The following is a 26,283-nucleotide window of genomic DNA, read 5'->3' as shown; positions in this document are numbered from 1 at the left end:
CGTGAATGCATGTCCACCCGAGGTTTCCGTCCGCGCGTCGACGACGCGGCCGGCGGCCTCGCCGTGGCGCTCGACGATGGCCAGCGCGCGGTGCTCGCGCTGCCGGACGGCGCCTCGGCCGCGGTGCTCGGCGCGCCGGGCACCGGCAAGACCACCGCGCTGGTGGAGGCCATCGCCGAGCGCGTGCACGAGCGCGGCTACGCCGCGTCCGAGGTCCTCGCGCTGAGCGCCTCCCGTTCGGCCGCGACCGCGCTACGCGATCGGATCTCGCTGCGGCTCGGCGTGCCGACGCCCGGCCCGCTGGCCCGCACGGCGACCTCCCTGGCCTTCCAGCTCTCCGGCGAGCAGGCCAGGCGCAACGGCTGGGAGCCGCCGCGACTGCTGACCGGCGGCGAGCAGGACCAGATCATCGCCGAGCTGCTGGCCGGCCACCTGGAGGACGGCTCCGGGCCGGTCTGGCCGCCCTCGCTCGGCCCGGAGGTGCGCCTCCTGCGCGGGTTCCGCACCGAGCTGCGCGAACTGATCGGCCGCTGCGCCGAGCGCGGCGTGTCGCCGTCGCGGCTGGCGGAGCTGGGCGCGATCACCGGGCGCGACGAGTGGCGCGCGGCCGGCCGCTTCATCGCGGAGTACCAGAACGTGCTCGACAGCTTCCGCGGCGGCTACGTCGACGCCGCCGAGCTGATCGCCTCGGCTGTCCCGGTCGTTGCGGAGGGGAGCTCGCTCGACGGGCTCCGGGCGCTGTTCGTCGACGACCTCCAGGAGGCCACGGTCGCCACGATCGCGCTGCTGCGGGCCGTGGCGGCGCGGGGCATCGCCGTCATCGGGTTCGGCGACCCCGATGTCGCGTCGACGACGTTCCGCGGCGCGGAGGTCGCCGCGCTCGGGCAGCTCGGCGCGCGACTGGGCGTGCCGGTGACGCGCGTCGTGCTCACCACGGCGCACCGCCAGACCCCCGCACTGCGCGAGCTGACCTCCCGGGTCACCGAGCGGATCGGCGCGGCGGCGGCCGGTGTGCACCGGGTCGCAGTGGCAGGGCAGGAGCAGCCGGAGGACGCCGGACCGGCGGTCGTCGTCGTGAAGGCGTCGTCGGCTCCGGCCGAGGCGGCGCGGCTCGCACGTCTGCTGCGCGAGCGGCGGCTCATCGACGGCGTGCCGTGGAACCGCATGGCGGTCGTGGTGCGGTCGGGTGCGCACATCCCGGGCCTGGCCCGCTCGCTCGCCGTGGCCGAGGTCCCGACGACCACCAGCATCGCGGGCCGGCCGCTGCGCGACGACTACGCCGCCCGGCAGCTCATCACGATCGCCGGCGTCGCGCTCAGCGCGATCGAGCTGACCCCGGTGGTCGCGACCGAGCTGCTGCTCGGGCCGTTCGGCGGCCTCGACGCCATCAGCCTGCGGCGGCTGCGGCTCGCGCTGCGCCAGGAGGAGCTGGCCGGCGACGGCAACCGCCCGGGCGACGACCTCCTGGTGGAGGCGCTGGCGACGCCCGCGAACCTCGCCACGATCGACTCCTCGCCCGCCCGCCGGGCCGCGCGCCTGGCCGAGACCCTGCGCGGCGGCCGCGAGAAGGCGGCGGAGGGAGCCACCATCGAGGAGCTGCTCTGGCACGCCTGGGAGCGCAGCGGACTGGCGAAGCGCTGGCTGGAGCAGTCCGAGCGGTCCGGCATCGTCGCAGACGAGGCCGACCGGCACCTCGACGGTGTGGTGGCGCTGTTCACCGCGGCGCGGCGTTTCGTGGAGCGCTCGCCCGAGCGTCCGGCCTCCGACTTCGTGATCGAGCTGCTCGGCGCCGAAGTGCCGGAGGACACCCTCGCGGCCCGCACGACCGGCGACGCGGTGTTGGTCTGCACACCGAGCGCCACGGTCGGCCGCGAGTTCGACGTCGTCGCCGTCGCCGGCCTCCAGGAGAGCGTCTGGCCCAACCTGCGCCTGCGCGGCTCGCTGCTGCACCCGCAGGAGCTGGACGACGCCCTCGCCGGCCGCCGTGCCGACACGGGGGTGGAGGGCCAGGACACCGCTGACCGGCGCGCGGAGGTCCTGAGCGACGAGCTGCGGATGTTCGCCCTCGCGGTCTCCCGTGCCCGGCGTCAGGTGCTGCTCACCGCCACGGCGAACGACGATGAGCAGCCCTCGCCGTTCCTGCGCCTCGCAGCCGGGCTCGCGGTGGAGGACGACGACCCCGGCATCCACCCGCTGTCGCTGCGCGGCATGGTGGGTCGGCTGCGCCGCCGGCTGGTGACCACCGGCTCGCCCGACGCCGCCGACGCGCTGGCCCGGCTCGCGGAGGCCGGGGTGGAGGGCGCGGACCCCGCCGACTGGTACGGCCTCGCCGAGCCCTCGACCACCGAGCCGCTGATCGACCTGGAGGACCCGGAGGCGCGGGTGAAGGTCTCGCCGTCGCGGCTGGGCACCTTCGAGAAGTCGCCGCTGGCCTGGTTCGTGGATGAGATGGCCGCCTCCCCGAGCGGGCTCGCGGCCGGGATCGGCACCGTTGTGCACGCTGTGATGGAGGAGGCCGCCGCGACGGACGAGACCAGCGTCGACCTGCTCTGGTCCGGCATCGAGCGGCGCTGGGCGCAGCTCCAGTTCGAGTCGCCCTGGATCGAGGAGCGCGAGCGTCGCCGCACGCGCGGGCTCGTGGCGGGCGTCTCGGAGTACCTGCGCGACTTCGGGCGCGCCGGCGGGCGACTGCTCGGCTCCGAGGGCGAGTTCCAGCTAGAGCTGGGCCGCGCCAGGATCAGCGGCAAGATCGACCGGGTCGAGGAGACCCCGGACGGCACCGTCGTGATCGTGGACCTGAAGACCGGGCGAACGGTGCCGACCGCCGCCGAGACGGCGTCGCACGCCCAGCTCGGCGTCTACCAGCTCGCGCTGGAGCACGGCGCCGTGCAGGCGGCCGAGCTGCCGCCGGGCGGCGCGAAGCTGCTCTTCGTCGCCAAGGGCGTGCGCGGCAAGGCGTATCGCGAGGTCGTGCAGGAGCGCGTCGACGCGGACGGGCTCGCCCGACTGGAGGAGCGCGTGGCGCGCGCCGCGGAGGGCATGGCCGGGTCGACCTTCGCCGGGGTGGTCGACCTCGGCGACCGGGACCCGCACGCGGCCTACGGGTATCGCATCCACCTCGTACCGGCGGTCAGCGCATGAACCGGCTCGGGGGCATGAACCGGCTCGAGGGCATGAACCGGGAGGCGACACCATGAACGACGACGGACTCCTGGAGCTCGCGGACGACCAGCCGGGCCTCGACCTGGTCGAGCAGGCCTTCGCGGCCGCGGCCGAGGCTCCCGAACCGCAGCGCCCGTCCCGCCGCCTGAGCGCGGCCGAGATCGCCGACGCGCTCGGCCTCCCGCGCCCGACCCTGCAGCAGCAGGCCGTCATCGAGGCGCCGCTCGCTCCCGCGATCGTGGTGGCCGGAGCGGGCAGCGGCAAGACCGAGACGATGGCGAACCGGGTGGTCTGGCTGATCGCCAACGGGCTGGTGCGGGTCCCCGAGGTGCTGGGCCTGACCTTCACCCGCAAGGCGGCCGGCGAGCTGGCCGAGCGGATCCGGCGGCGGATCGAGCAGCTCGCGGACTCCGGGCTCACCGAGGTGGTCTTCGACCCGTTCGACGCGCCGGAGGTGGCGACGTACAACGCCTTCGCCAACGCGATCTTCCGCGAGAACGCCCTGCTGATCGGCCGCGAGCCCGAGTCGTCGATCCTGAGCGAGGCGTCGGCGTGGCAGCTCGCGCGCCGCGTCGTGGTGGGCTGCGACGATGAGCGACTGGTGGAGCTCGACAAGAGTGTGGACGCGGTCACGACCGCCGTCCTCGACCTCAGCCGTGCGCTGAGCGAGAACGTGGCCGACGCACGCGACGTGCACCGCATGGTGGAGGGCTTCGGCCGGCTGCTCGAGCTGCCCACCGGCAGCGGACGGGTGAAGGACGCCTATGCCTCCGTCCGCACCGCCGTGGCGTCGGTCAGCTCACTGCCGCCGCTGCTCGACCTCGCCGAGCGGTTCGCGGAGGAGAAGCGCCGGCGCGGTTTCGTGGAGTACTCCGATCAAGTCGCGCTCGCCCTGGCGGTGTGCGAACGGCTGCCGGAGGTCGTCGCGGACTACCGGCGCCGCTACCGCGTGGTGCTGCTGGACGAGTACCAGGACACCTCGGTCGTGCAGACCCGGCTGCTGTCCTCGCTGTTCTCGGGTCAGGCCGTGATGGCGGTGGGGGATCCGCACCAGTCGATCTACGGCTGGCGCGGTGCGAGCGCCGCCAACCTGGGCCGGTTCGCGCTCGACTTCACCGGGCGGCGGGACGGCGCGGCCGCCTTCGCGCTCAGCACGAGCTGGCGCAACCCGACCACGGTGCTGGACGCCGCCAATACCCTCGTCGCCCCGCTGTCGGCCGACTCGCCCGTGCACGTCGAGCAGTTGCAGCCGCGGCCCGGCGCCATCGCCGGCGAGCTCGACCACGCCTTCGGTCAGACCGTCGAGGACGAGGCGGCGACGATCGCCGAATGGCTGCGCGTCCGGCTGGCCCAGCGGGATGCACAGGGCATGCCGCCCTCCGCCGCGCTGCTCTGCCGCTCGATCAAGAAGATCGACGCGTTCACCGCGGCGCTCGCGGCCCGGGGCGTGCCCTTCCATGTCCTCGGGCTCGGCGGCCTCCTGGAGCAGCCCGTGATCGCCGACCTGGTCAGCGCGCTGCGGGTCATGCACGACCCGACGGCGGGCTCCGAGCTGATCCGGCTGCTGACCGGCGCGCGCTGGCGGGTGGGTGCGCGCGACATCGCGGCGCTGCGTCGGGTAGCGAGCTGGCTCGCCGCGCGCGACCACCGCTTCCAGACCCTCGACCCGGACGTGCGCGACCGGCTGCGCGGCTCGGTGGTGGCGGAGGAGTCGGCCTCCCTGGTCGACGCGCTCGACTTCGTGGTGGAGGCGCCGGAGGGCCACGGTCAGCTCGCGGACTTCAGCGCGACCGGCCTGGAGCGGCTGCGCGCGGCCGGCGGCCAGCTCGACCGGCTGCGCTCGCGCGCGGGGCTCGACCTCCTCGACCTGGTGACGCTCGTGCAGCAGGAGCTGCGGCTGGACATCGAGGTCGCCGCCAACGAGTCGGCCCAGCTCGGCCAGGCCTCCCTGGACGCGTTCGCCGAGCAGGTGGCCTCCTACCTGGCCAGCGACGACCGGGCGACCCTCGGCTCGTTCCTGGCCTGGCTGGCGGAGGCCGAGCAGCGCGACAACCTGGCGCCGCGTAGCGAGGACCCGGAGCCCGGAACGGTGCAGATCCTGACCATCCACGGCGCCAAGGGCCTGGAGTGGGACGTCGTGGCGGTGCCGCGGATGGTCGAGGGCGAGCTGCCGGGGCCGCCGCAGAGCAAGCGCGGCTGGCTGGCGTTCGGCCAGCTCCCCAACGAGTTCCGCGGCGACTCGGCCGAGCTGCCGGTGCTGCCGTGGCGCAACGCCGAAGACCAGAAACAGGTGGACGAGGCGATCTCCGCGTTCGAGGCCGCCAACGTCGCCCGCCACCTCGAGGAGCAGCGCCGATTGATCTACGTCGCCGTCACGCGCGCTCGGCGCAGCCTGCTGCTGACCGGCTCGTACTGGTCGACCCAGTCCCGGCCGCGGTCGCCGGGCGCCTACCTGCTGGAGCTGCAGCAGGCCGGGCTGCTGCCGGAGGACGCCTTCCCGCCCTGCGACGAGCCCGACGAGAACCCGCTCGCGCCGGAGTCGCGCACGGTGCTCTGGCCGCTCGACCCGCTCGGTGTGCGACGCACCCGGGTGGAGGCGGCCGCCGCGGCGGTGCAGGCCGCCCGCGAGCGCGGCCCGGGCGACGGCGGCGTGTACGCCCTCGACGTCGACCTGCTGCTCGCCGAGCGTGCCCGCCGCGAGGCGGAGGACGGCCTGGTGGAGCTGCCGGCCCGCATCCCGGCCTCCCGGTTCAAGGACTTCGTGAGCGACCCCGCCGGCGTCGCCGCGCAACTCCGCCGCCCGATGCCGGAGCGGCCCTACCGGCAGACCCGGCTGGGGACGCTGTTCCACCGCTGGGTCGAGGAGCGCTACGGCGTCGCGGGGGGAGCGACGGACGCGCTCGACGCGGCCGTGGCAGAACTGGACGATCCCGCGGGCGAGCTCCTGGGCGCGGAGGCGCTCGCCGAGCTGCAGGCGACTTTCGCCGCGAGCGAGTGGGCCGACCGGGCTCCCGCCGAGGTCGAGCTGGAGATACACGTCACCCTCGCCGGCCAGGTCGTCGTCTGCAAGCTCGACGCGGTCTACGCGGTGCACGACGGTCGGCACGACGTCCAGATCGTGGATTGGAAGACCGGCAAGGCGCCCCGCGACGCCGCCGACCTGGAGCGCAAGCAGCTCCAGCTCGCCCTCTACCGTCTCGCGTACGCCGAGTACGCCGGAATCGACCCGGCGCGCATCGACGCCGTGTTCTACTTCGTGGCCGACGATCGCGTCGTCCGGCCCGAGCGGCTCTACTCCGAGGCCGAGCTGGTGGAGCTGTGGGCGGGAGTCCGGGCGTAACTCCGGAGACTCCACCGGTCACCCGCCCGAATCATCCGTAACTCCGGAGATCGGGCCGCTATTCGGCCGGATCTCCGGAGTTGCCGACGCGTGCGGGAGTGCGTAACTCCGGAGATCGGGGCCGTTTCGGGGTGGATGTCCGGTTGGACGGACGTTTCGGGGCGCTCCGGCGGCGGAGCTCCGGAGTTGCCGACGACGGCTCAGCCGGCCTGGTCGTCCACCGGGCGCATCCCGCCCTGCCGGACCGACGCCCGGTCGCCCGGCGTGCGGTCGAGCATGGCCTCCACGTCGTGGACCGCCATGATCGGGCCGGTCGCCGTCGACAGCGGGGTGACCGTGTTGCTGTGCACGCGATCGACCAGACCGTCGAGCATCTGCACGGCGTCGTCCACGATGCTCTGGTCGCGCAGCTCGCGGCCGTGCAGCAGCCAGCGGGCGACCTCCAGCTCGGCGTACAGCATCGCGCGCTGGGTGAACTGCCGGTCGGTGGCGACCTGGCGGGCGGAGGCGTAGGTGAGCAGCGCGCCGTCGGTGGCGTCCGGGTCCATGGCGAGCAGCCAGTGCAGGTCGCGGGCCGGGTCGCCGACGCGCAGCGCCGACCAGCCGAGCACACCGGTGACGGACTCGCCGTCGACCAGGAACGAGTCGGCCGTCAGCGCGCCGTTGATCACCGTCGGCTGGAACTGCCACACCGAGTGGTCGGCGACGGCGTTGCGCCAGCGGTCGCGCAGCGCGGCAGGCACCTTCCCGGTCGCGGCGGCGGACTCGATCAGCGCAGCCGTCGACGACAGGCACTCGGCGGCGGAGAGCACCGGAAGGCCGGCCTCCCCGACGAAACTGGTCGGCAGCGTGTGGATCGAGGCGATGGCGTGGCCGATCGACCCGGCGAGGCCGTCGCCCGGAGGCACGGCCTCCACCGCGACATGCTCGCCCGGCAGGAAGTCGTAGACGATGGCGCGCGTGCCGCCGACCGGCGCCTGGCCGAGGTAGGTCGGCACGTCGAACGGGAGGCGGCTGCGGATGCCGGTCGTCAGCGCTCGCAGCGCGACCAGGTCGGAGCTCTGCTCCGTCTCCGCCGCCTGGGTGAGCGGGACGCGCACGATGCGGACGCTGCCGTCCGCGGTGGTGAGCACCGCGGAGTCGAACTCGCCCGCGCCGTCTGCGGTGTGCGCGCGGGTTCCGGTGACAATCAGGTCGGGCACGGCCGAGCTGGCCAGCGCGGCTAGAGTGAGAGGGGATCTGGCCATGCACCTAGGCTAAATGGACATCCGCGCGTGGGCAGTTCCGCCACGCCTTGCAACTCCTCCACGCTTCGAAGGGATCCCGATGTCGTCCGCATCGACGTCCGCGCTGCCGCTCGCCGCGCTCCCGCTCTCGCGCCACGCGATCGACCGCGATCACGCCGCCCGCTCCCGGCCGGCGCTGTTCGACGAGCTGTGGGAGGAGCCGGGCACCCGGGTGCTCGCGCTCTGGAAGGGCCGGGCGCTGCTGACGGCGGAGAGTGTGGCCGCCGCGACCCCCGCGTCCGACGGCTGGAGCGCGCCCGACGCCGGACCGGCGGAGCTCGACCTGCTCCCGGTGGACCGGGTCACGGCCGCGCTGCTGCGCGTCTACCTCGGCCGCACGCTCGTGGACGCCCCGGGACAACCGGTCGGCTCGGCGGTCGTGCTGGAGGTCCTCACCGACGCCGCCGCGACCGAGCTGGAGCCCGACGAGGCGCGCTGGGGCAACCTTCGCACCGTCGCCACGGCGTTGAGCGACCGCGACGCCGGCCTCTTCACCGAAGCGCTGGCGATCGCGAACTGGCACGCCTCGCACACGCACTGCCCGCGCTGCGGCACCCCGACCGTGGTCGAGCAGGCCGGCTGGGTGCGGCGCTGCTTCGAAGACGGCTCAGAGGTCTTCCCGCGCACCGACCCCGCGGTCATCGTCACCGTGCTCGACGCCGATGACCGGCTGCTGCTCGGCTCGAACGCCATGTGGGAGCACTCGCGCTACTCGCTGCTGGCGGGCTTCGTGGAGCCGGGTGAGTCGTTCGAGTCCGCCGTCGAGCGGGAGATCTTCGAGGAGGCCGGCGTGCGGGTGACCGATGCCAGGTACAAGGGCTCGCAGCCCTGGCCGTTCCCGGCCTCCGTCATGGTCGGGATGACCGCGCGGCTGGCCGACGACCAGCCGCCCGCCGCGCTCGCCCCGGACGGCGAGGAGATCCTCGACCTGCGCTGGTTCAGCCGCGACGAGCTGTGGGAGGCGCGCGAGCAGATCATCCTGCCCGGTCGCTCCTCCATCGCCCGCGCCCTGATCGAGGACTGGTACGGCGGCCCGCTCGACGAGCCTCCCGCGCTGTGAGCGCGGCGTGAGCACCGCGACGGCCTCCGGTCCCGACGGCCTGCTGGCCGGCCTCGACGCGCAGCAGCGCGTGGCCGCGGAGGCCCTGTTCGGGCCGGTCTGCGTGCTGGCGGGCGCCGGCACAGGCAAGACCCGGGCCATCACGCACCGCATCGCGTACGGCGTCGCCTCCGGCGCGTTCACGCCGAACCGGGTGATGGCGCTGACGTTCACCAGCCGCGCCGCCGCGGAACTCCGGGGGAGGCTCCGGCAGCTCGGCGCCGGGGGAGTGTCCGCCCGCACGTTCCACGCCGCGGCGCTGGCGCAGCTCAACTACTTCTGGCCGCAGGTCGTCGGCGGACAGCTCCCCAGCGTGCTCGACGGCAAAGGCCGGGTGCTCGGCCACGCCGCCGAGAAGCTGGGGCTGCGCGTGGACACCGCGACCCTCCGCGACGTCGCAGCCGAGATCGAGTGGCGCAAGGTCTCGAGCATCGGCCTGGAGGAGTACGCCGCCGCTCTGGCCTCCCGCGCGCTGCCCGGCACGCTGACGGCCGAGCAGCTCGTGGACTTCCACCGCGCATACGAGGAGCTCAAGGACGAGCGCAAGCAGATCGACTTCGAGGACGTCCTCCTGGTCTGCGCCGGGATGATCGAGACCGAGCCGTCGGTGGCCATGCAGGTGCGCGAGCAGTACCGCTACTTCGTGGTGGACGAGTACCAGGACGTCTCGCCGCTGCAGCACGATCTGCTCCGGCTGTGGCTCGGCACCCGCCGCGACCTCTGCGTCGTCGGCGACGCGAGCCAGACCATCTACTCGTTCGCGGGGGCGCGCAGCGAGTACCTGCTCGACTTCGGACGCGAGAACCCGGGCGCCACCGTCGTCCGGCTGGAGCAGAACTACCGCTCGGCTCCGGCGGTCGTCGACACCGCCAACCGCCTGATGCGCGGCCGCTCCGGCGCGTTGACGCTGCACGCGGTCCGTGAGGCGAAGGCCGGCGACGAGGTTCCGGCGCCCGCGGCGTTCGAGGACGACCGCGCGGAGGCGCGGGCGGTCGCCGGGAGCATCGCCGCGGAACTGGCGGCGGGGACCCGGCCCGAGAGCATCGCGGTGCTGTACCGCGTGAACGTGCAGGCGGCCGCCCTGGAGCAGGCGCTCGGCGACCTCGGGATCAGCTACCAGCTCCGCGGGTCGAAGCGCTTCTTCGACCTGCCGGAGGTGCGTCAGGCGGTCATGACGCTGCGCGCGGCGAGCGTCGCGGCGACCGACGAGCCGCTGTTCAAGTCGGTCAGCGACGTGCTCCGCACGCTCGGCTGGTCGGTGCAGCCTCCCGAGGGGCGCGGCGCCGTGCGCGAGCGCTGGGAGTCGCTCAACGCGATCATGGGCCTGGTGGACGAGATGCCGGAGGGGGCGACCTTCCGGCGCTTCACCGACGAGCTGATGGCCCGCCAGGCCGGGCAGCACGAGCCGACCATGGCCGCGGTGACACTGGCGACCCTGCACGCGGCGAAGGGCCTGGAGTGGGACTCCGTGTACATCGTCGGTCTCTCCGAGGGCCTGGTGCCGATCAGCTATGCCTCCAGCTTCGAGCAGATCGACGAGGAGCGCCGCCTGCTCTACGTCGGCGTCACCCGCGCGCGGCATCGGCTGCGGCTGAGCTGGGCGCAGCGGGGGAGCCTGCCCGGGCGGCCGGTCTCGCGGCAGGCCTCGCGCTTCCTGGCCGAGCTGGCCCCGGTGCGGGCGGCGCCGGTGGACGCGCGAGCGGGCTGAGGCAGCCGCACTCGGGGTGCGGCTCCCAGGTCCGCTCCGACCAGCGCGCGGCGGCCGCGTCGTAGCGCGCCGCGGCGTCCGTGCGTCCGGGCGCGCCGTCCAGCAGGGCGAGGACCGCGCCGGCCGCGGCCGACGCCGCTGCTCCGCACACCAGTTCCGTCTCGCCGGGCAGCGACCGGGTGTGGAGCTGCGCCGCGAGCGCCGGCCACGCCGGGTCCGCATCCCGGCGATGGAGGTCGACGCAGCGCAGGCAGGCGCCCTCGCCCGGCCGCACGAACGGCCCGACGGTCACCCCGCCGTCGCCGAACACCACCGCCAGGTGCGGGACGTCCCTGCGCAACCAGCGCTGGTGGCGGTGCGGCGCGATCGCGAACGCGCCGACGATGACCGCCGCGGCCGCGAGGTCGAGGGCCGGGTCGTCGGCGGCCAGCCCGCTGCGCACGTCGACCCCGGCGTCCCGCAGCAGGGCGAGGATGCGGGCCGCGGTGGCGCCTGCGCCGTCGAGGACCACGATCGGCGCGGCGCGGGGCTCCGACTCCGGCTCGGCCTCCGCTTCGGGCGGCGGGTGCAGCACCGGTCGCAGCCGCGCCAGCAGGGCGTCGACCGCGGCCGGCCCCGCTCCCGCGCCGCGGGCGATCATCCGCAGCGCGCCGAGCGTCGCCCCGGCCGAGAGCGCGGAGATCATCCGCTCCTCGGCGACGCCGACCGGCTCGAGGATCAGGCGCGGTCGTTCGACGCCGAACTGGAGGGTGCGGGGCGAGCGCCACACGCGAGGGACGGACGGATCGAGCTGGTGGACCATCCCGCCATCCTGCCGTGGCGGAACCCGCCGGCGGCGGTTATCCACAGCTCTCGCACCCCTCGCCGTTCATCCACAGGGCATCGCCGCCCGGCGCCCGCAGAGGGGTCGCAACACGCCGTTATCGGCCGGGCGTAGCGGCGTGTTGCGACCCCTCTGCGGAAAGCGAGGGGAGGTCAGTCCTCGGCGGGGCCGTTGCCGCGGAGCAGGTCCTCGATGGCCTGGTCCATCTCGTCGCGTTCCGGCTCCTGGCCGGTGGCCGCGGCGGTGAGCCGGGCGACCAGGCGGGACGGGTCGTCGAGGTCCGCCGCCTGGGGAAGCAGGTCGGGGTGCGACCAGAGCCGGTCGCGGGCCTCCTGGCCCACGGCGTCGGTCACCGCCTGCCACATGGCGGCGGCGTCGCGGAGGCGGCGCGGGCGCAGCTCGAGCCCCACGAGCGTGGCGAAGGCCGACTCGGCCGGTCCGCCTGCCGCGCGGCGGCGGCGCACCGTCTCGGCGATCGCGTCGGTCTTCGGCAGCAGCCGGGTGGCGCCGGCGGTGACCACGTCGACCCAGCCCTCGACCAGCGCGAGCACGGTCTCCAGTCGGCCGAGGGCCTCCTGCTGCTCCTCGGTCTTCGGCGGGATGAGCGCGCCGGAGACCATCGCCTCGCGCAGCTCCTCCGGGTTGGACGGGTCGAAGCTCTCGGCGAGCGACTCGAGCCGGTCCGTGTCGATCGTGATGCCGCGCGCGAACGCGGTGATCTGGGTGATGAGCTGCAGCCGGAGCCACTTCGCGTGCCGGAAAAGCCGGGCGTGCGCGAGCTCGCGCACCGCGAGGTAGAGCTGCACCTGGTCGGTGGGGATGTCGAGCCCGTCGCCGAACTCGGCCACGTTCTGCGGGATGAGCGCCGCGCTGCCGTCGGCGAGCAGCGGGATGCCGATGTCGCCTCCGGAGACGACCTCCTTCGCCAGCCGGCCGACCACCTGGCCGAGCTGCATGGCGAACAGCGCGCCGCCGACCGAGCGCATCACCTGGCCGGCGTTCTGGAGCATGCCCTGCATCTCCTCCGGCGCCTGCTCGGTGAGAACGCGGGTGAGCGCGTCCGAGATGCTGAGCGCGACCGGCTCGGCGAGCTGGGTCCAGAGCGGCATGGTCTGCCGTGCCCACTCGGCGCGGCCGATCAGCTCGGGCGGCGTCGACAGGCCGGCCACCGTGGTGGCCTCGTCGAGCCAGAGCGCCGCGACGTGGAACGCCTGGTCGAGCGCAGAGCGCTCGGCCGGGGTCACCGCGTGGGCGCCCTCGGAGGCGAGGGTGCGCGCCTGCTGCGCGGCCAGGTCCCAGTTGATGCCGCCACCCGGGTTCATCAGCGCGTTCTGGAGCTGCCCGAGGAGCTGCTGGATGGCCGCGGGGTCGTTGGGGAGGCCGGCCGCGCCCGCGAGCTGGCTCGGGTCGATGGAGGAGTCACCCGACAGGAACTCCCGCAACATGTCCCGGAACTCGTCGTCCGGTTCCTTGTTCGGATCGTCGGACATCTGGCGCGCTCCTCGTCTCGAGTGGTTCGGCCCGTGCGATTACGGCTTTCCAGGCTTGGCATCTACGCTAGCCCGTGATCGCCGCGAGCCGGGTGAGAATCGTCTCGGGCGATGCCGTGGGCTGTGCGCCCGTGGCGAACACGACCGAAGGGACAGCGCGTGACCCTGTTCACCGACGACGACCGACCGGCGCCGCTGCCCGACGGGGGTCGGGTCGCACCGTCGCGCCGGACGATCGTCGGCTGGGTCGCGATCGCCGTCGCGGTCGCACTCGCGCTGGTCCTCGCGCTCGCGCCCGCGCCCTTCGTGATCGAGCAGCCCGGTCCGGTCTTCAACACGCTCGGCACCGACCAGGCCGTCGGGTCTCCGCCGTCGGGCGACGCCAAACCGCTGATCACCATCCCGAGCAAGACCACCTACCCGACCGCCGGATCCCTGGACCTCCTCACCGTGTCGGTGGTCGGCAACCCCGACCAGAGCCCGAGCTGGCTGAACATCGTCCAGGCCTGGTTCGACCCGAGCCGCGCGGTGACCCCGATGGACGAGGTCTTCCCGCCCGGGACGACCACCCAGCAGTCCAACGCCGCGAACGCCGCCCTGATGGTCGACTCCCAGCAGGACGCCATCGCCGCGGCGCTCAACCAGCTCGGCTACCACTTCCCTCAGGCGGTCGCCGTCAAGCAGATCCTCCCGAAGACCCCCGCGGCGGCGGTGCTGAAGGTCGGCGACGAGGTCACCAGCGTCAACGGGGAGACCATCGAGAGCGTCGCGGCCCTCCGCAAGGCGGTGAACGCGAACGGCGCGGGCAAGGCGGCGGAGATCGGGATCGTGCGCGACGGCGCGGCCTCCACCGTCTCGATCACGCCGGAGACGGCGCAGGGTCAGGTCGTGCTCGGGATCGGAGCGGGGATGGACTACACCTTCCCGTTCGACGTGAACATCCAGCTCAACAACGTCGGCGGACCGAGCGCTGGGCAGATGTTCGCGCTCGGGATCATCGACAAGCTGACGCCGGACAAGCTCAACGGCGGCAAGAAGGTCGCGGGCACAGGGACCATCGACAACGTCGGCACGATCGGCGCGATCGGCGGCATCCGGCAGAAGATGTACGCCGCGAGGGACACCGGGGGAGCGAGCTACTTCCTCGCGCCCGCGTCCAACTGCGACGAGGTCACCGGGCACATCCCCGCCGGGCTGCACGTTTTCGCGGTGAAGACGCTGAAGGACTCGCTCGCGGCGCTGGACGCCGTCCGCAGCGGCGCGAGCACCGCGAAGCTGCCGACGTGCCCGGCGAACTGACCGTCGACCGGGCGTTCGGCCCGCATCCCGGCCGTTCACATCGGGGCCGCAGCAATCTCCAAGCGACGCCCGCCTAGGATGGACCTCTGAGTCACCCCACGAGGAGCACGAGGGCCCACACGTGAGTTCAACCGCCGCAGTTCGACCCCCTGGACGTCGCCGGGCCGCCATCTGGATCACACTCGGGGTGGTCGTGGCGCTGGTGATCCTGTTCTTCGTCTTCGCCGGCCTGTATGCGGACATCCTCTGGTACCAGCAGCTCGGGTACCTCAACGTCCTGACCACGCAGTGGTTCGCGGGCACGGCGATGTTCTTCATCGGGTTCTTCGCGATGGCCGTCCCGCTCTGGCTGTCCATCATGCTCGCCTACCGGCTGCGGCCGGTCTACGCGAAGCTCAACACGCAGCTCGACCGCTACCAGCAGGTCATCGAGCCGCTGCGCCGGCTGGCGATGTACGGCATTCCGATCGTGTTCGGGATCTTCGCCGGCGTCTCGACGGCCAGCCGCTGGCAGACCGCCGCGATGTGGCTGAACGGCACCTCCTACGGCAAGTCCGACCCGCTGTTCCACCTCGACATCGGCTTCTACCTCTTCGCTCTGCCTTTCTATCGCAGCGCCGCCGGCTTCGCCTCGGCCGTCGTGCTGATCGCGCTGCTGGCCACCCTCGCCACCTGCTACCTGTACGGCTCCGTCCGGGTCAGCGGCCGGGAGGTCCGCATCTCGAAGTCGGCGCGCGTCCAGATCTCGGTCATCGCCGGTCTCTACCTGCTGCTCCAGGGCATCAGCATCTGGCTCGACCGCTACGCCGCCGTGACCGACTCGAACGTCAACGACATGGTCAACGGCGCCGCGTACACCGACGTCAACGCGACCATCCCCGCGCGGGCGGTGCTCGCGGGAATCGCTGTGCTCGTCGCGCTCATGTTCTTCGCCACCGCGTTCATCGGCCGCTGGCGCTTCCCGATCGTCGGCACCGCGCTGCTCATCGTCGCCGCCCTCGTGGTCGGAGCGATCTACCCGTGGATCGTGCAGCGCTTCCAGGTCGACCCCAGCCAGAAGACGCTGGAGACGCCGTACATCCAGCGCTCGATCGACGCCACGCGCGACGCCTACGGGTTGAGCAACATCGACGTCATCCCCTACAACGCGACCACCAACGCCCAGCCGGGCGCGCTGCGCCAGGACGCCCAGACCACCGCCCAGATCCGCATCATGGACCCCGCGGTCATCAGCCCGTCGTTCCAGCAGCTCCAGCAGTTCCGGCAGTACTACGCGTTCCCGCGCAACCTCAACGTCGACCGCTACCGGATCAACGGCAACGAGCAGGACGCCGTGGTCTCCGTCCGCGAGCTCAACCAGTCCGGTCTCACCAGCCGGAGCTGGTTCAACGACACGGTCGTCTACACGCACGGCTACGGGATGGTCGCCGCGTACGGCAACCAGCGCTCCAGCGACGGCCAGCCGGTCTTCCTGGAGTCGGGCATCCCCAGCACCGGAACGCTCGGCCAGTACGAGCCTCGCGTGTACTTCGGCCAGCAGTCGCCGACGTACTCGATCGTCGGCGCCCCGAAGGGCTCCAAGCCGGTGGAGCTCGACTACCCGGGCGGCAGCAACAACGCGCAGCAGACCTCGACCACGTTCACCGGCAACGCCGGCCCGAAGCTGGACAACGTGTTCAAGCGGCTGGTCTACGCGCTCAAGTTCCAGGACGAGCAGATCGTGCTCTCCGACGCGGTGAACAGCGACTCGCAGATCCTCTACGACCGCGATCCGATCAAGCGCGTCCAGAAGGTCGCGCCGTACCTGACCCTCGACTCCCAGGCCTACCCGGCGGTGATCGACGGACGCATCAAGTGGGTCATCGACGGGTACACGACGAGCGACCAGTACCCGTACTCCCACGTCGGCAGCCTGAGCGACGCCATCGCGGACACCGAGACGCCGAAGCCGGCCTACGCCTTCGACGACATCAACTACATCCGCAACTCGGTCAAGGCCACGGTCGACGCCTACGACGGCTCTGTGAAGCTCTACGCGTGGGACGCCAAGGACCCGGTGCTCCAGACCTGGGAGAAGGTCTTCCCCACGACGGTGAAGCCGATCAGCGACATGAGCGCACAGCTCCTCAGCCACGTGCGCTACCCGGCCGACATGTTCAAGGTGCAGCGCTCGGTTCTGGGCCAGTACCACGTGACCGACGCGGGCTCCTTCTACTCCCGCGACGACGCCTGGACGACGCCGAACGACCCCACGTCGTCGCCGTCGGACCCGACGCTGCAGCCCCCGTACTACCTGACGCTGCAGATGCCGGGGCAGGAGACCCCGTCGTTCTCGCTCTACTCGACCTTCATCCCGCAGGCCGCCAGCGATTCCAGTCGCTCCATCCTGAAGGGCTATCTGGCGGTCGATGCGGACGCGGGCTCGACCAAGGGCCAGGTGGCGTCCGGCTACGGCAAGCTCAGACTCCTGTCGTTGCCATCGAGCGACACCATACCCGGGCCCGGTCAGGTGCAGAACAACTTCAACTCCGACCCGACCGTCTCCCAAGAGCTCAACCTGCTGAGACAGGGCAAGACCGACGTGATCAACGGCAACCTGCTCACGCTGCCGGTCGGCGGTGGTCTGCTGTACGTCCAGCCGGTCTACGTGAAGTCGACGGGGGAGACGAGCTACCCCATCCTGCAGAAGGTGCTCGTCGCCTTCGGTGACAAGATCGCGTTCGAGGACACGCTCGATAAGGCGCTGGACTCGCTGTTCGGCGGCGACTCCGGAGCCACGGCAGGGGACAAGAACGTCCCGGCAACGGGCGGAGGCTCGACCGGCGGCGGTTCGAGCGGCACCGGCTCGGGATCGAACGCCGGTGCGAACAACACCGCGCTGCAGCAGGCCCTCCAGGCGGCCAAGCAGGCGTTGGCAGCTCGCCAGACCGCGCTCCAGAACGGCGACTGGGCCGCGTACGGCGTCGCGGACGCGCAACTGCAGCAGGCGCTTCAGAACGCGATCGCGGCGGAGGGCGGAAGCGGCACCGTGACGGCCCCCGGCTCGACGGCGACCCCGAAGCCGGCACCGACACCGACGACGACGCCGAAGAAGTAGCGCCGGGCGAGGCCGGCCGGAACGACCCGCATCCACCTGGGTGCGGGTCGTTCCTGTATGTTCAGGGGCTGTGCTAAGTGGAGGCGGATGGCCTGCGGAGGCTTGCGTCCCGGTAGGTATTTCAGGGTGAAACCCTTGCGCGGACTTTGATTGTCTACTTTACTAACAAATATGCTCATCGATGAACTGCGGCGTCCCGGCCCCGACCGACGCCCGGTCGGCGCTGACGGCGCGATGGTCCCGGGCCGCGCGCTGCGTCCGCGCACGAAAGTCCTTCCCGAGCATGCCCGCAACCACAACCGCTCGCTGGTGCTGCAGTCGCTCTATCGCAACGGGCGGGCGAGCCGCGCGGACCTCGCCAGGGAGACCGGCCTCACCCGCGTCACGATCTCCGACCTGGTCGGCGAGCTGATCGCCGAGGGTCTCGTGGTCGAGCTCGGCCAGCGCGACGACGCCCGCCCGGGCAAGCCGGCCGTCCTGCTCGACGTGAACAGGGCCGCCACCCAGATCGTCGGCGTCGACCTCAGCGAGCACGCCGTCTTCCGCGGCGCGGTGCTCGACATCGACGGCGCCGTGCTGCGCTCGGCAGAGGTCGAGCTGGCCGGCAGCCGTGGCGAGGAGGCCGTCGCCAAGGTGCTCGCGCTGGTCGACGAGCTGGTCGCCGCGGCCTCCGCGCCCATCCTCGGCGTCGGCGTCGGCTCGCCCGGCATCGTCGACGCGACGGGCACGGTCGTCGCCGCGCCCAACCTCGGCTGGACGGACGAGCCGCTGCAACGGCGCATCGCCGAGGCCACGGGCCTGGCGGTGTTCGTCGCGAACGACGCCAACGTCGCCGTGCTCGCCGAGCACGGCTTCGCCGACGCCCAGGGCGACATGATGCTGGTCAAGGTCGGCCACGGCGTCGGCTCCGGCCTCCTGGTCGCGGGCGCACTGGTCTTCGGCAGCCGGTTCGCGGCGGGGGAGATCGGCCAGGTGATGGTCGGCACCGACGACGGCGCCCAGGGGCCCTACGACCGCGAGAAGTGCCTGGAGGCCTGGCTCGCCGTCCCGCGCCTGCAGGCGAAGCTGGCCGCGGCCGAACACGCGGGCGAACCGGTCGAACCGGTCCTGCGCGAGGCGGGCCAGCGACTCGGCGTCGCCCTGGCCCCGATCGTCGGTGCGCTCAACCTGTCCGAGCTGGTCCTGAGCGGCCCGGACGAGCTGCTCGCCGGGACGCTCCTCGATGCGGTGCGCGACACGCTGCGCAGCCGCACGATGGCCGGCTTCCACTCGGGGGTCACCATCCGGATGACCGCGCAGGGGCGGGATAGCGTCCTTCGGGGGTGCGTGGTCATGGTGCTGTCGGCGCAGCTCGGGGTGTCCTGACGAGGGTGGTCGCCCCTCACCGCGCCCAGCTCACCCCGAGCGTCGCCTGCAGCGCGTACTGCGCCGCCCCGCGGAACGGCTGCTCCTGCGCGGTCTTCGCGTAGCGGAAGCTGAGCGGCATCGCGGCGCGGACCGGGTGGCGGGCGGCCTCCGCGCGGACGTGGCCGATGAATTCGGGGCCGAGCTTGGGGGCGGCGCCGCCGAGGACGACGTTCGGGACGTCGAGGGCGGCGCCGACCATCAGCAGGGCCCTGGCCAGCACGCGGGCGCCGGCGGCGATGCGTTCGCGGGAGGCGGGGAGGGCGGCCAGCCCCGCGACATCCACCGCCTCCAGGTCGGCGCCGTGCGCGAGGCCGAGCAGGCTGGTCACCGAGACGACCTCCTCCAGGCAGCCCCGGTTGCCGCACGCGCAGAGGGGCGCGTCGTCGCCGAACAGCACGGGCACGTGGCCGATCTCGCCCGCGCGGTGGGTCGCGCCGGCGAGCACGTCGCCGTCGACGATGACGGCCGCGCCCACGCCGGTGCTGAGCGAGACGAAGAGCTGGTTGGCGCCGAACTCGTCGGAGATCGCGTAGTCGGCGATCGCTTCCGCGTCGGCGTCGTTGACCAGGTGCACAGGGGCGGAGACGACGCCGGCGAGCTCGTGGCCGAGGTCGACGTCGACCCAGCCGAGCTGCACGCTCTCGCGGATCAGGTCGGCGTCCACGATGCCGGGGACCTGGACCGCCACGGCGACCACGCGGGCCGTCGTCGCACCGGCGAGGCGGCGGACGACCGTGCGCACGTCCTCCACCGTCGCGGTCGCGGCGGTGCGGTGGGCGACGCTGTGCACCACGTCGCCGAGCAGGTCGACCACGGCTCCGCGGACCAAGCCGGGCTGGACGATCACGGACAGCAGCACGTTGCGGGAGGCGTCGACGCGCAGGGTGGTCGCGCGCTTGCCGCCGGTGCTCTCGGCGAGGCTGCCCTCCACGACGAGGCCGTCGGCGATCAGGCCGGCGAGGAGCGAGGAGACGGTCGCCGAGGTCAGCCCGGTGCGGCGCGCGATGCCCGCCCGGGTGGCCAGGCCGTCGCCGGAGAGCACGAGCTGGAGGGCGCTGGTGCGGTTGCGCTCCCGCACGGCGGACTGCGTCGCCTTGCCGTGATCGTCAGCCACAGTCCTCCTCGGCGCGCACCGGTCGTGGTGGCCCCCGGTTTACGACCATAGCGAACCCGGCGCATGATGGAACGCATGGGATATGGCCTCATCCTCGTCGACGTCCAGCGGAACATGCTGGAGGGCGAGACCGCCGTCGAGGGCGCCGCGGAGTTCCGCGGGGTGCTCGCCGGCCTGCTCGACGCCGCCCGCGACGCGGACGCCGCGATCGTGCACGTGAAGAACGACGGACGCCGCGGCGATCCCGACGAGCCGGCCACGCCGGGCTGGGAGCTGGTCTTCACTCCGCTGCCCGGTGAGCCGATCGTGCGCAAGGACGCCGCGAACGCCTTCGAGTCCAATCCGGCGCTGGCGGACGTGCTGCGCGCGATGGGCGTGGACACCCTCGTCGTGGCCGGCCTGCAGAGCGAGTACTGCGTGCAGGCGACCGCCGTCGGCGCGCTGGAGCGCGGATTCGACGTGATCGTGCCGGCGGGGGCGCACACGACCTACGACGACGGCGAGCCGGCGCGCGACATCGTGGAGCGGGTCACCCTCGACCTGATCGCGGCCGGGGTGGAGGTGCCGGAGTTGGACGAGGTGACGTTCGTTCCGACCGCTCGGTAGCGGTGGAGCGCCGGAGCGCCGCGGCTAGTGCGCCGCGATCCGCTCGCCCTCCAGCGCCTCCCGGATGCTGAGCGAGTAGATCCGCGACAAGCCCGGCCGGGCCGGGTCGCCCGTGACGTAGGCCACCGACTCCACGTGCTCCTCGAACGCGTTCACCTTGTCGCGCGGGGCGCCGACGATGAGCTGGAAGCCCAGCCCGCGGAAGGCCGCCAGCGCGCGCCCGGTGTACTCGTTGTCCGCCTTCACGAAGCCCTCGTCGAGCACGATCGGGGCGTAGGTGGGGGTGGCGTCCGTGCCGTCGCCGAGCCGGTACCGCAGCGCGGCTCCCAGCACGAACGCGATCAGCTCCTGGCCCTCGCCGCCGGACTTGCCTGCGACGCCCTCGTGCACGATCTGGGCGCCGTCGGCGCGGGTCTCGATCGCCCGGAACTGGTAGTGCTCGCGCGCGTCGAGCACCCGGCGCCGCCAGGCCTCGCCCGCCCGGGAGCGCTCCTCGAGGCGGGACAGGTCGCGGCGCAGGGCGAGGAAGTCGCGTTCGACCGCGGCGGCGTCCCTCCGGTCGGCTCCGACCGCGACAGCGGCGGCGGTGTGCGTGCGCAGCGTGCGGGTGAACTCGTGGAGGTCGCTGTTCGACACCGGCCGCGGGTCGATGTCGAGCGTCGACCCCTCGCGGAACTCGATGCCGCGTAGGGCGTTCGAGATGGGACGGACGCCGCGGCGGATCGCGTGGCCGTCCTCCTCGATCTGGGTGAGGAGGGCGCGCAGGCTGTCGCCCATGCTCGCGCCGGCCTTGACCAGCCAGTCGGCCTTGGCGCGCGGGAGGTCGTCCTCCACGAGCACCCGGTGGATGGCCTGCACGGCCGGGAGGCTGTCGATGCTCGCGTCGATCCCGGCGCCGGGGTCGAGGTCGCGGTAGCGCTCGAACGTCACGACGAGGAGCTGCTCGTAGTGCTCGACGCTCTGCTGGTGGGCGTCGATCTGGTCGCGGAGGGCGGCCAGCGCCTCGGCGTAGCGCCGGTCGACGTCGGCGGGCTCCCGCGGCGCCGCGAACGGCAGCGTGCCGAGCAGCAGCCGCTCCTCGGCGGTCAGGGCACTGTTGTCCGCGAGGGCGTCGGCGACGCTGTCCTCGATGTCGATGAGGTCGGCGTGCTGGGCCTCCAGCTCGTCCACGCGCGTCTGGAGGGCGGCGCCGCGGCGAGCGGCGTCGATGCGCTCGCGGTCGTGGCGCTCGGCCTCCTCCTGGAGGGCGGCGGCCTCGGGGTGCGCGACCGAGACGTTCGCGAGCTGCTCGGCGAGCTCGGCCACGCGCGCGGCGTGCGGCGCGACCTCGATGGCTTCCCACTCGAGCGCGCGGATCGCGCCGAGGGCCTCGCTGCGCCGGCGGCCCTCGCCGTGCTCGGCCTCTGCGCGGTCGGATTCGGCGCGTGCGTTCGCGAGCTCGGCCTCCAATGAGGCGATGCGGGTCGCGAGCTCGTGGATGCGCGGGGTGTTGTCCAGGCCGATCCAGGACGCGGTGCGGCGGTCGTCCTTGATGACGCGGCCGCGCGCGGCCGAGCGCATGCCGGAGCGGGTGACCGCGCCGGAGACGCCGGCGGGTCGCGGCGCGTCCAACTCGTCCGGCGACTCGACGCACAGCACGCTGCGGTCGGCCACCAGCTCGTCGTGCAGCCAGCCGTGGAACGGGCTGGCGTCGTCGAACTGCAGCAGGGCGGGCACGGTGCGGTCGACCGGGTCGAGGGCCGGGGCGCGGCCGGCGGCGGCCGGGACCAGCACTACCCGACCGCGCATGTCGGCCTCGTTCACGAAGCGGCGGACGGCGTCGAAGCGGCGCTCGTCGACGAGCAGGTGCGTGGCGACGTCGCCGAGCACGGCCTCCACCGCGCGGCTCCAGTCCCGGCGGCCGGGCGCGACCTCGAACAGCTCGCCCGCGTACGGGAGGTCTTCGGGGCGCAGGCCGGTGCCTTCGGCGATCCGGCGGCGGCGCTCGTCGGCGTCGGCGGGGACGTTGCTGCGGCGCTGCTCGAACGACCGCTTCTCCGCGGTCGCGGCGGCGATGGCCTTCTTGGCGGCGTCGACGCGGCCGGCCAGCTCGTAACGGTGCGCCTGCTGGTCGTCGTCCGCGGTGATGTCCGCGAGCCGGGACTCCGCCTCGCGCTGCAATGCGGCGAGCTCGTCGGCGGACTCCGGCGCGGTCAGTCCCGCGCGGGCGAACAGGGCGTCGGCCGCGGCGCGCTCACGGGTCTGCGCCGCGAGCACCCGCTCGGCGAACTCCTGTTCGCGGCGCAGCGCCACAGACGGGTCGCCGCCGGCCGCGGCGAGCCGCGCCTGGGTGTCCTGGTGCGCCCGGTGCGCCGCGCGCTCCTCGGCGTCGGCCTCCCGCCGCAGCGCCTCCTGCTCGCGCTTGCGGTCGCGGACCTCGTCCACCCGGCCGGACACCCAGTCGCGGATGCGCTCGGCCAGCCAGACCCGCAGCCGCGGGGCGGTCTCGCCGTCGGCGGGGGAGAGCAGCCGGCGCTTGCCGGTGGCGTCCTCGGCCGCCGCGGCGTACTGCTCGGCGCGGGCCGGGACGTCGGCGAGCACCTCCAGCTTGCGCCGCGTGGTCTCGAAGACGTCGTAGAGCGCGGACGCCTCGCGGTAGCTGCTCAGCGTGGTCTCCCAGCGGGAGAGCGCGCGCGGCTCGGTGAGCACGAAGCTCTTGAACAGCTCGTCGATCGAGAAGACGCCCTTGGACGCCTGGGCGCGGCGCAGCAGGGTCAGCGCCTTGAGCTGCGACTCGTCGCTGCCGCCGATGCCGAGCTCCTCGCACAGCCGCACACGGTGCTCGGGCTGCGAGGAGGTGACCAGGTCGCGCTCCGGGTGCACGAGCCGGCCGAGGGAGGCCCGGGTGAGCGGCGACGAGCTGCCGGGCTCCTGGACCAGCTCGTTGAGACGGCCGAGCGGGAACTCGCCGTGCGCGAGCAGGTAGACGGTCGCGGTGGTGACCTCGTCCTGGGTGGAGGTGTCCGGCCCGATCCAGGCCAGCCGTGCGGCAGTGATCGTCTCGCCCAGCTCGGTGCGCCAGGTGATGGCGGCGCCGCTCGGGAACGCCGTGCCGAGCGGGCGGAGGAAGTGCGTCGTGGTGGTGTCGGAGCCGGCGTCCTTCACCTCGTCGGTCTTGCCGCGCGCGTAACTGTAGACGGTGCGCTCGGAGCGCTGCCGGGAGTCGTCGCGGGCTGCGCGGTTGAACTCCTGCGGGTTCGGCATGATGACGGCCGACATGGCGTCGAGCACAGTGGACTTGCCGCGTCCGGTCGGGCCGAGGATGGCGATGCCGCCCCGGCCGACCGGCATCCGGTGCAGGCCGTCGTAGCTGCCCCAGTTGAGGAGCTGGACGAGCTCGATGCGGAACTGGCCGCGGCGCAGCAGGCCGTCGTCGGCGGGCAGGTCGGTCACTCGGCGTCCTCCTCGGCGCTGTCGATGTCGGTGCTGTCGATGTGGGCGCTGTCGATGCCGGCGCTGTCGATGCCGCCGGGAGCGTCCTCGCCGGCCCCCTCCAGGAACATCCGCTCCAGGTGCAGCAGCTCGGTCGTCCCGATCAGCGGCACGACCGCGGGGGAGACGACGAACAGGTCGGGGTCCTCCGGCGTCGGCGTCAGCAGCTCCAGCCGGTCGAGGGCGGCGATCGCCGCGCGGATGCGGCGGTCCACCCGCACCTCGTCGTGGGCGGAGTCGCCCTGGAACCGGCCGAGGAACTCCGCGATGTGGTCGCGGGTGACGGTGACCGGCTCGTCCTGGGCGTCGGTGTAGGCGTGCTCCTGGCGCAGCAGCACCAGCAGCAGCGACGCGTCGCGGGACAGCGGCTTCTCGCGGCGCAGCAGCACCGGGACGCCGTCCTCGCCGTTCTGGCGCTTGAAGGCGACCTCGTGCTCACGGTCGAGGTGCAGGGTCAGGAACAGCTCGCCGAGCCGGGCGCGGATGTCGTCCTCGTGGTCGAGGAGGTTCCGCCAGGCGTCGGGCTGCGTGGCGCGGGTGATGAAGCGGCTCGTCAGCAGGGTGACGAGCGCGGTGCGCGCCTCGCGGGGGAGGGCGTCGGAGGCGCGGTCGCCGAAGGCATCGGTGTGCTCCTCGCCGTTCTCGCTGCCGATCGGGTCCTGTTCGAGCGTGTCCGTCACCGGTCCTCCGCCTCCGTCTCGAGCGCGTCCCGTCCGAAGACGAGCAGCGGCATGGTCACTTCGCGGTCGCCGCCGGCCAGCTCCAGCGGCACGGTCTGGACGCCCTCGGCCACGGCGCCGTGCTCGGCGCCCAGCTCGATCAGGCTCACGGCCAGCCCGAGCCGGCGGAACTCCGGCGGCGTCTCGGCGTACACGTCGGCGCCGGTCACGGTCTCGGCGCGCGCGAGCAGCGCGTCGACCGTCTCCCGCACCGCGGCAGCGCTGGTCCCGACCGCGAGCCGGAGCGCCTCGCGCTCGTGCTCGGGCAGCGGGTCGTCGTTGTCGGTGATCGCGACCCCGACCTCCGGGCGGCCGCGGTCGCGCCAGAGCTGCGTCTGAGTCACGTCCACGAGATCCCAGCCGCCGATGCCGAGGACGTCGCCGTCGACCAGCACCGGGCCCGGCCGGCGCTGCGTCCACAGCGCTCCGGCGTCGAGCGCGCGCGCGGCGAGCGAGAGCAGCCGGGCGTGCCGCTCCGAGCCGCTGCGGCTGAGGAACCGGCGGAGCGACGAGGTCCAGCGCACGTAGGTCTCCTGGACGGTCTGCTCCTCGGCCAGCAGCGAGGTAATCAGGGTCTCCAGCTGGGTGCGCTGACGCTCGGTGAGCTCCGTGCCCGGACGGGACAGCACGCGGTCGATGTCGGCACGCATCCCCTCCAGCTCGCGCGAGGACAGCATGGCGGCGAACCCCCGGTAGGCGCGGCCCTCCGGCGTCTGCTCCAGCAGATCGTTGTCGCGCAGGAAACGGTCCACCAGCGCACCCTTGCCGACGTGCTGCGCGGAGGCCGTGCGCGCGACCTCGCGGTGGCGCTGCTCGACCATTGCGCCGAGCTGGCGGAAGTCCTCCGGGAGCGTGGCGGTGAGCCGCAGCACCTCGCGCACTTGGCGGGCGACCGCCTCCGGGGAGGCCGCATCGGCCCCGTCGCGCGCGATCGCGTCGCGCCGGGCCTGCAGCTCGGCGATCTCCCGGTCGAGGCGTTCGAGCTGGGACTGGGCGGTCGGGTCGGTGAGCGCGGCGAGGTGGTGGACGGCGTGGGCGATGCTCGCGAAGCGCGCCTCCGACACCGCGCTGTCCGGCTCCGCCAGCTCGCGGACGATCCGCAGTGCCTGGAGGGCGTACTGCGAGAGCCGGTAGCGGGCGCGGCCCTCGCCGGCGCCGGCGCGGGTGCGGACCAGCCAGCGGCTGTCCACCCAGCTCCGGCAGTACTCGGCCGGCGAGGTGCGCGAGGACTCGGTCTCGGCCACGAGTGGAGGCTCCCGGTCGTCGCCCAGCGCGTCCAGCGCCTCGGCGACCTTCTGGTGGAACCAGTCGGCCGAGACCGTGCCGTCGGCGTACTCCAGGTGGCGCGAGAAGAGCGGGAGGACCCAGCGGCCGTTGTAGCTGCGCAGCAGCGCCCAGGTGGGATGCTCCTCCCAGACCGCCGAGACGCGCCCGGCGTCGAGAGCCTCGTCCAATCGTCCTCCGGGTGCGAACAAGAGCGTGCAGACAAAAATCGGCCCGGACCTGGGGATTTCTCCTCAAGTCCGGGCCAGTTGGTTGCGGGGGCAGGATTTGAACCTACGACCTCTGGGTTATGAGCCCAGCGAGCTACCGAGCTGCTCCACCCCGCGGCACAAGAAGTGACTCTATCACGGCCTCGGGGCACTGTGAAATCGGGTGCGG

At 73.2% G+C, this 26,283-nt stretch carries 14 protein-coding genes, 1 tRNA gene and 1 pseudogene; 8 read left to right on the top strand and 8 right to left on the bottom strand.

Going from position 1 to position 26,283, the window contains the following annotated elements:
* Positions 1-9: 9 nt before the first annotated feature.
* Together ABIA36_RS00895 and ABIA36_RS00890 are read left to right on the top strand one after the other, a co-directional pair.
* Entirely contained in the window at positions 10-3,141 is a 3,132-nt protein-coding gene (locus ABIA36_RS00895) for an ATP-dependent helicase (protein ID WP_369960312.1), read from the top strand.
* Between the two features lie 52 nt (positions 3,142-3,193).
* Entirely contained in the window at positions 3,194-6,502 is a 3,309-nt protein-coding gene (locus ABIA36_RS00890) for a UvrD-helicase domain-containing protein (RefSeq protein ID WP_369960310.1), read from the top strand.
* 200 nt (positions 6,503-6,702) lie between these two features.
* On the opposite strand, the gene ABIA36_RS00885 is transcribed toward ABIA36_RS00890, so the two are convergent.
* The gene (locus tag ABIA36_RS00885; RefSeq protein ID WP_369960308.1) at positions 6,703-7,749 is read right to left on the bottom strand and encodes a phosphotransferase; all 1,047 of its coding nucleotides are present in this window, start codon (positions 7,747-7,749) and stop codon (positions 6,703-6,705) included.
* Between the two features lie 79 nt (positions 7,750-7,828).
* Here ABIA36_RS00885 and nudC point away from each other — a divergent pair, with 79 nt between their 5' ends.
* Positions 7,829-8,848, top strand: a complete 1,020-nt coding sequence (nudC, locus tag ABIA36_RS00880) for an NAD(+) diphosphatase (protein ID WP_369960306.1) — start codon at positions 7,829-7,831, stop codon at positions 8,846-8,848.
* A 7-nt stretch (positions 8,849-8,855) separates the two neighbouring features.
* The gene (locus ABIA36_RS00875) at positions 8,856-10,595 is read left to right on the top strand and encodes an ATP-dependent helicase (RefSeq protein ID WP_369960304.1); all 1,740 of its coding nucleotides are present in this window, start codon (positions 8,856-8,858) and stop codon (positions 10,593-10,595) included.
* Here ABIA36_RS00875 and ABIA36_RS00870 read toward each other — a convergent pair.
* A pseudogene (locus ABIA36_RS00870) lies at positions 10,552-11,235 on the bottom strand (TOMM precursor leader peptide-binding protein); the annotation flags it as partial. The gene ABIA36_RS00875 and the pseudogene ABIA36_RS00870 sit on opposite strands and share 44 nt — an antisense overlap.
* 335 nt (positions 11,236-11,570) lie before the next feature.
* A complete protein-coding gene (locus ABIA36_RS00865; protein WP_369960302.1) occupies positions 11,571-12,908 on the bottom strand; it encodes a zinc-dependent metalloprotease in 1,338 nt (445 codons plus the stop codon).
* Positions 12,909-13,067: 159 nt separating this feature from the next.
* Between ABIA36_RS00865 and ABIA36_RS00860 the strand changes: the two genes are divergently transcribed.
* The 3 genes from ABIA36_RS00860 (at position 13,068) to ABIA36_RS00850 (ending at position 18,669) form a co-directional block, all read left to right on the top strand.
* The gene (locus ABIA36_RS00860; protein ID WP_369960300.1) at positions 13,068-14,207 is read left to right on the top strand and encodes a PDZ domain-containing protein; all 1,140 of its coding nucleotides are present in this window, start codon (positions 13,068-13,070) and stop codon (positions 14,205-14,207) included.
* A gap of 121 nt (positions 14,208-14,328) precedes the next feature.
* The gene (locus ABIA36_RS00855) at positions 14,329-17,304 is read left to right on the top strand and encodes a UPF0182 family protein (protein WP_369960298.1); all 2,976 of its coding nucleotides are present in this window, start codon (positions 14,329-14,331) and stop codon (positions 17,302-17,304) included.
* 171 nt (positions 17,305-17,475) lie between these two features.
* Positions 17,476-18,669 (top strand): ROK family protein, encoded by a 1,194-nt coding sequence (locus ABIA36_RS00850; protein WP_369960296.1) that lies wholly within the window; start codon positions 17,476-17,478, stop codon positions 18,667-18,669.
* 16 nt (positions 18,670-18,685) lie between these two features.
* On the opposite strand, the gene ABIA36_RS00845 is transcribed toward ABIA36_RS00850, so the two are convergent.
* The gene (locus ABIA36_RS00845; RefSeq protein ID WP_369960294.1) at positions 18,686-19,825 is read right to left on the bottom strand and encodes an ROK family protein; all 1,140 of its coding nucleotides are present in this window, start codon (positions 19,823-19,825) and stop codon (positions 18,686-18,688) included.
* A gap of 75 nt (positions 19,826-19,900) precedes the next feature.
* Between ABIA36_RS00845 and ABIA36_RS00840 the strand changes: the two genes are divergently transcribed.
* Positions 19,901-20,431, top strand: coding sequence for an isochorismatase family protein (locus ABIA36_RS00840; protein ID WP_369960291.1), 531 nt, complete (start codon positions 19,901-19,903; stop codon positions 20,429-20,431).
* A gap of 24 nt (positions 20,432-20,455) precedes the next feature.
* On the opposite strand, the gene ABIA36_RS00835 is transcribed toward ABIA36_RS00840, so the two are convergent.
* The 4 genes from ABIA36_RS00835 to ABIA36_RS00820 all read right to left on the bottom strand — a co-directional run bounded on the left by ABIA36_RS00835 (position 20,456) and on the right by ABIA36_RS00820 (position 26,231).
* On the bottom strand, positions 20,456-23,863 hold the full coding sequence (locus tag ABIA36_RS00835) for an ATP-binding protein (protein ID WP_369960289.1): 3,408 nt from the start codon (positions 23,861-23,863) through the stop codon (positions 20,456-20,458).
* Positions 23,860-24,582, bottom strand: a complete 723-nt coding sequence (locus tag ABIA36_RS00830) for a DUF4194 domain-containing protein (protein ID WP_369960287.1) — start codon at positions 24,580-24,582, stop codon at positions 23,860-23,862. Before ABIA36_RS00830 ends, ABIA36_RS00835 begins: the two co-directional genes overlap by 4 nt.
* The gene (locus ABIA36_RS00825; protein ID WP_369960285.1) at positions 24,579-26,075 is read right to left on the bottom strand and encodes a DUF3375 family protein; all 1,497 of its coding nucleotides are present in this window, start codon (positions 26,073-26,075) and stop codon (positions 24,579-24,581) included. Before ABIA36_RS00825 ends, ABIA36_RS00830 begins: the two co-directional genes overlap by 4 nt.
* A 79-nt stretch (positions 26,076-26,154) precedes the next feature.
* Positions 26,155-26,231 (bottom strand) — tRNA-Met (locus ABIA36_RS00820).
* Positions 26,232-26,283: the final 52 nt, after the last annotated feature.

It is taken from the genome of Leifsonia sp. EB34 (assembly GCF_041260585.1).
Classification (GTDB): domain Bacteria; phylum Actinomycetota; class Actinomycetes; order Actinomycetales; family Microbacteriaceae; genus Leifsonia.
Note: the sequence above shows the minus strand (reverse complement) of the source record. Positions and strands in the feature narration are given on the sequence as shown.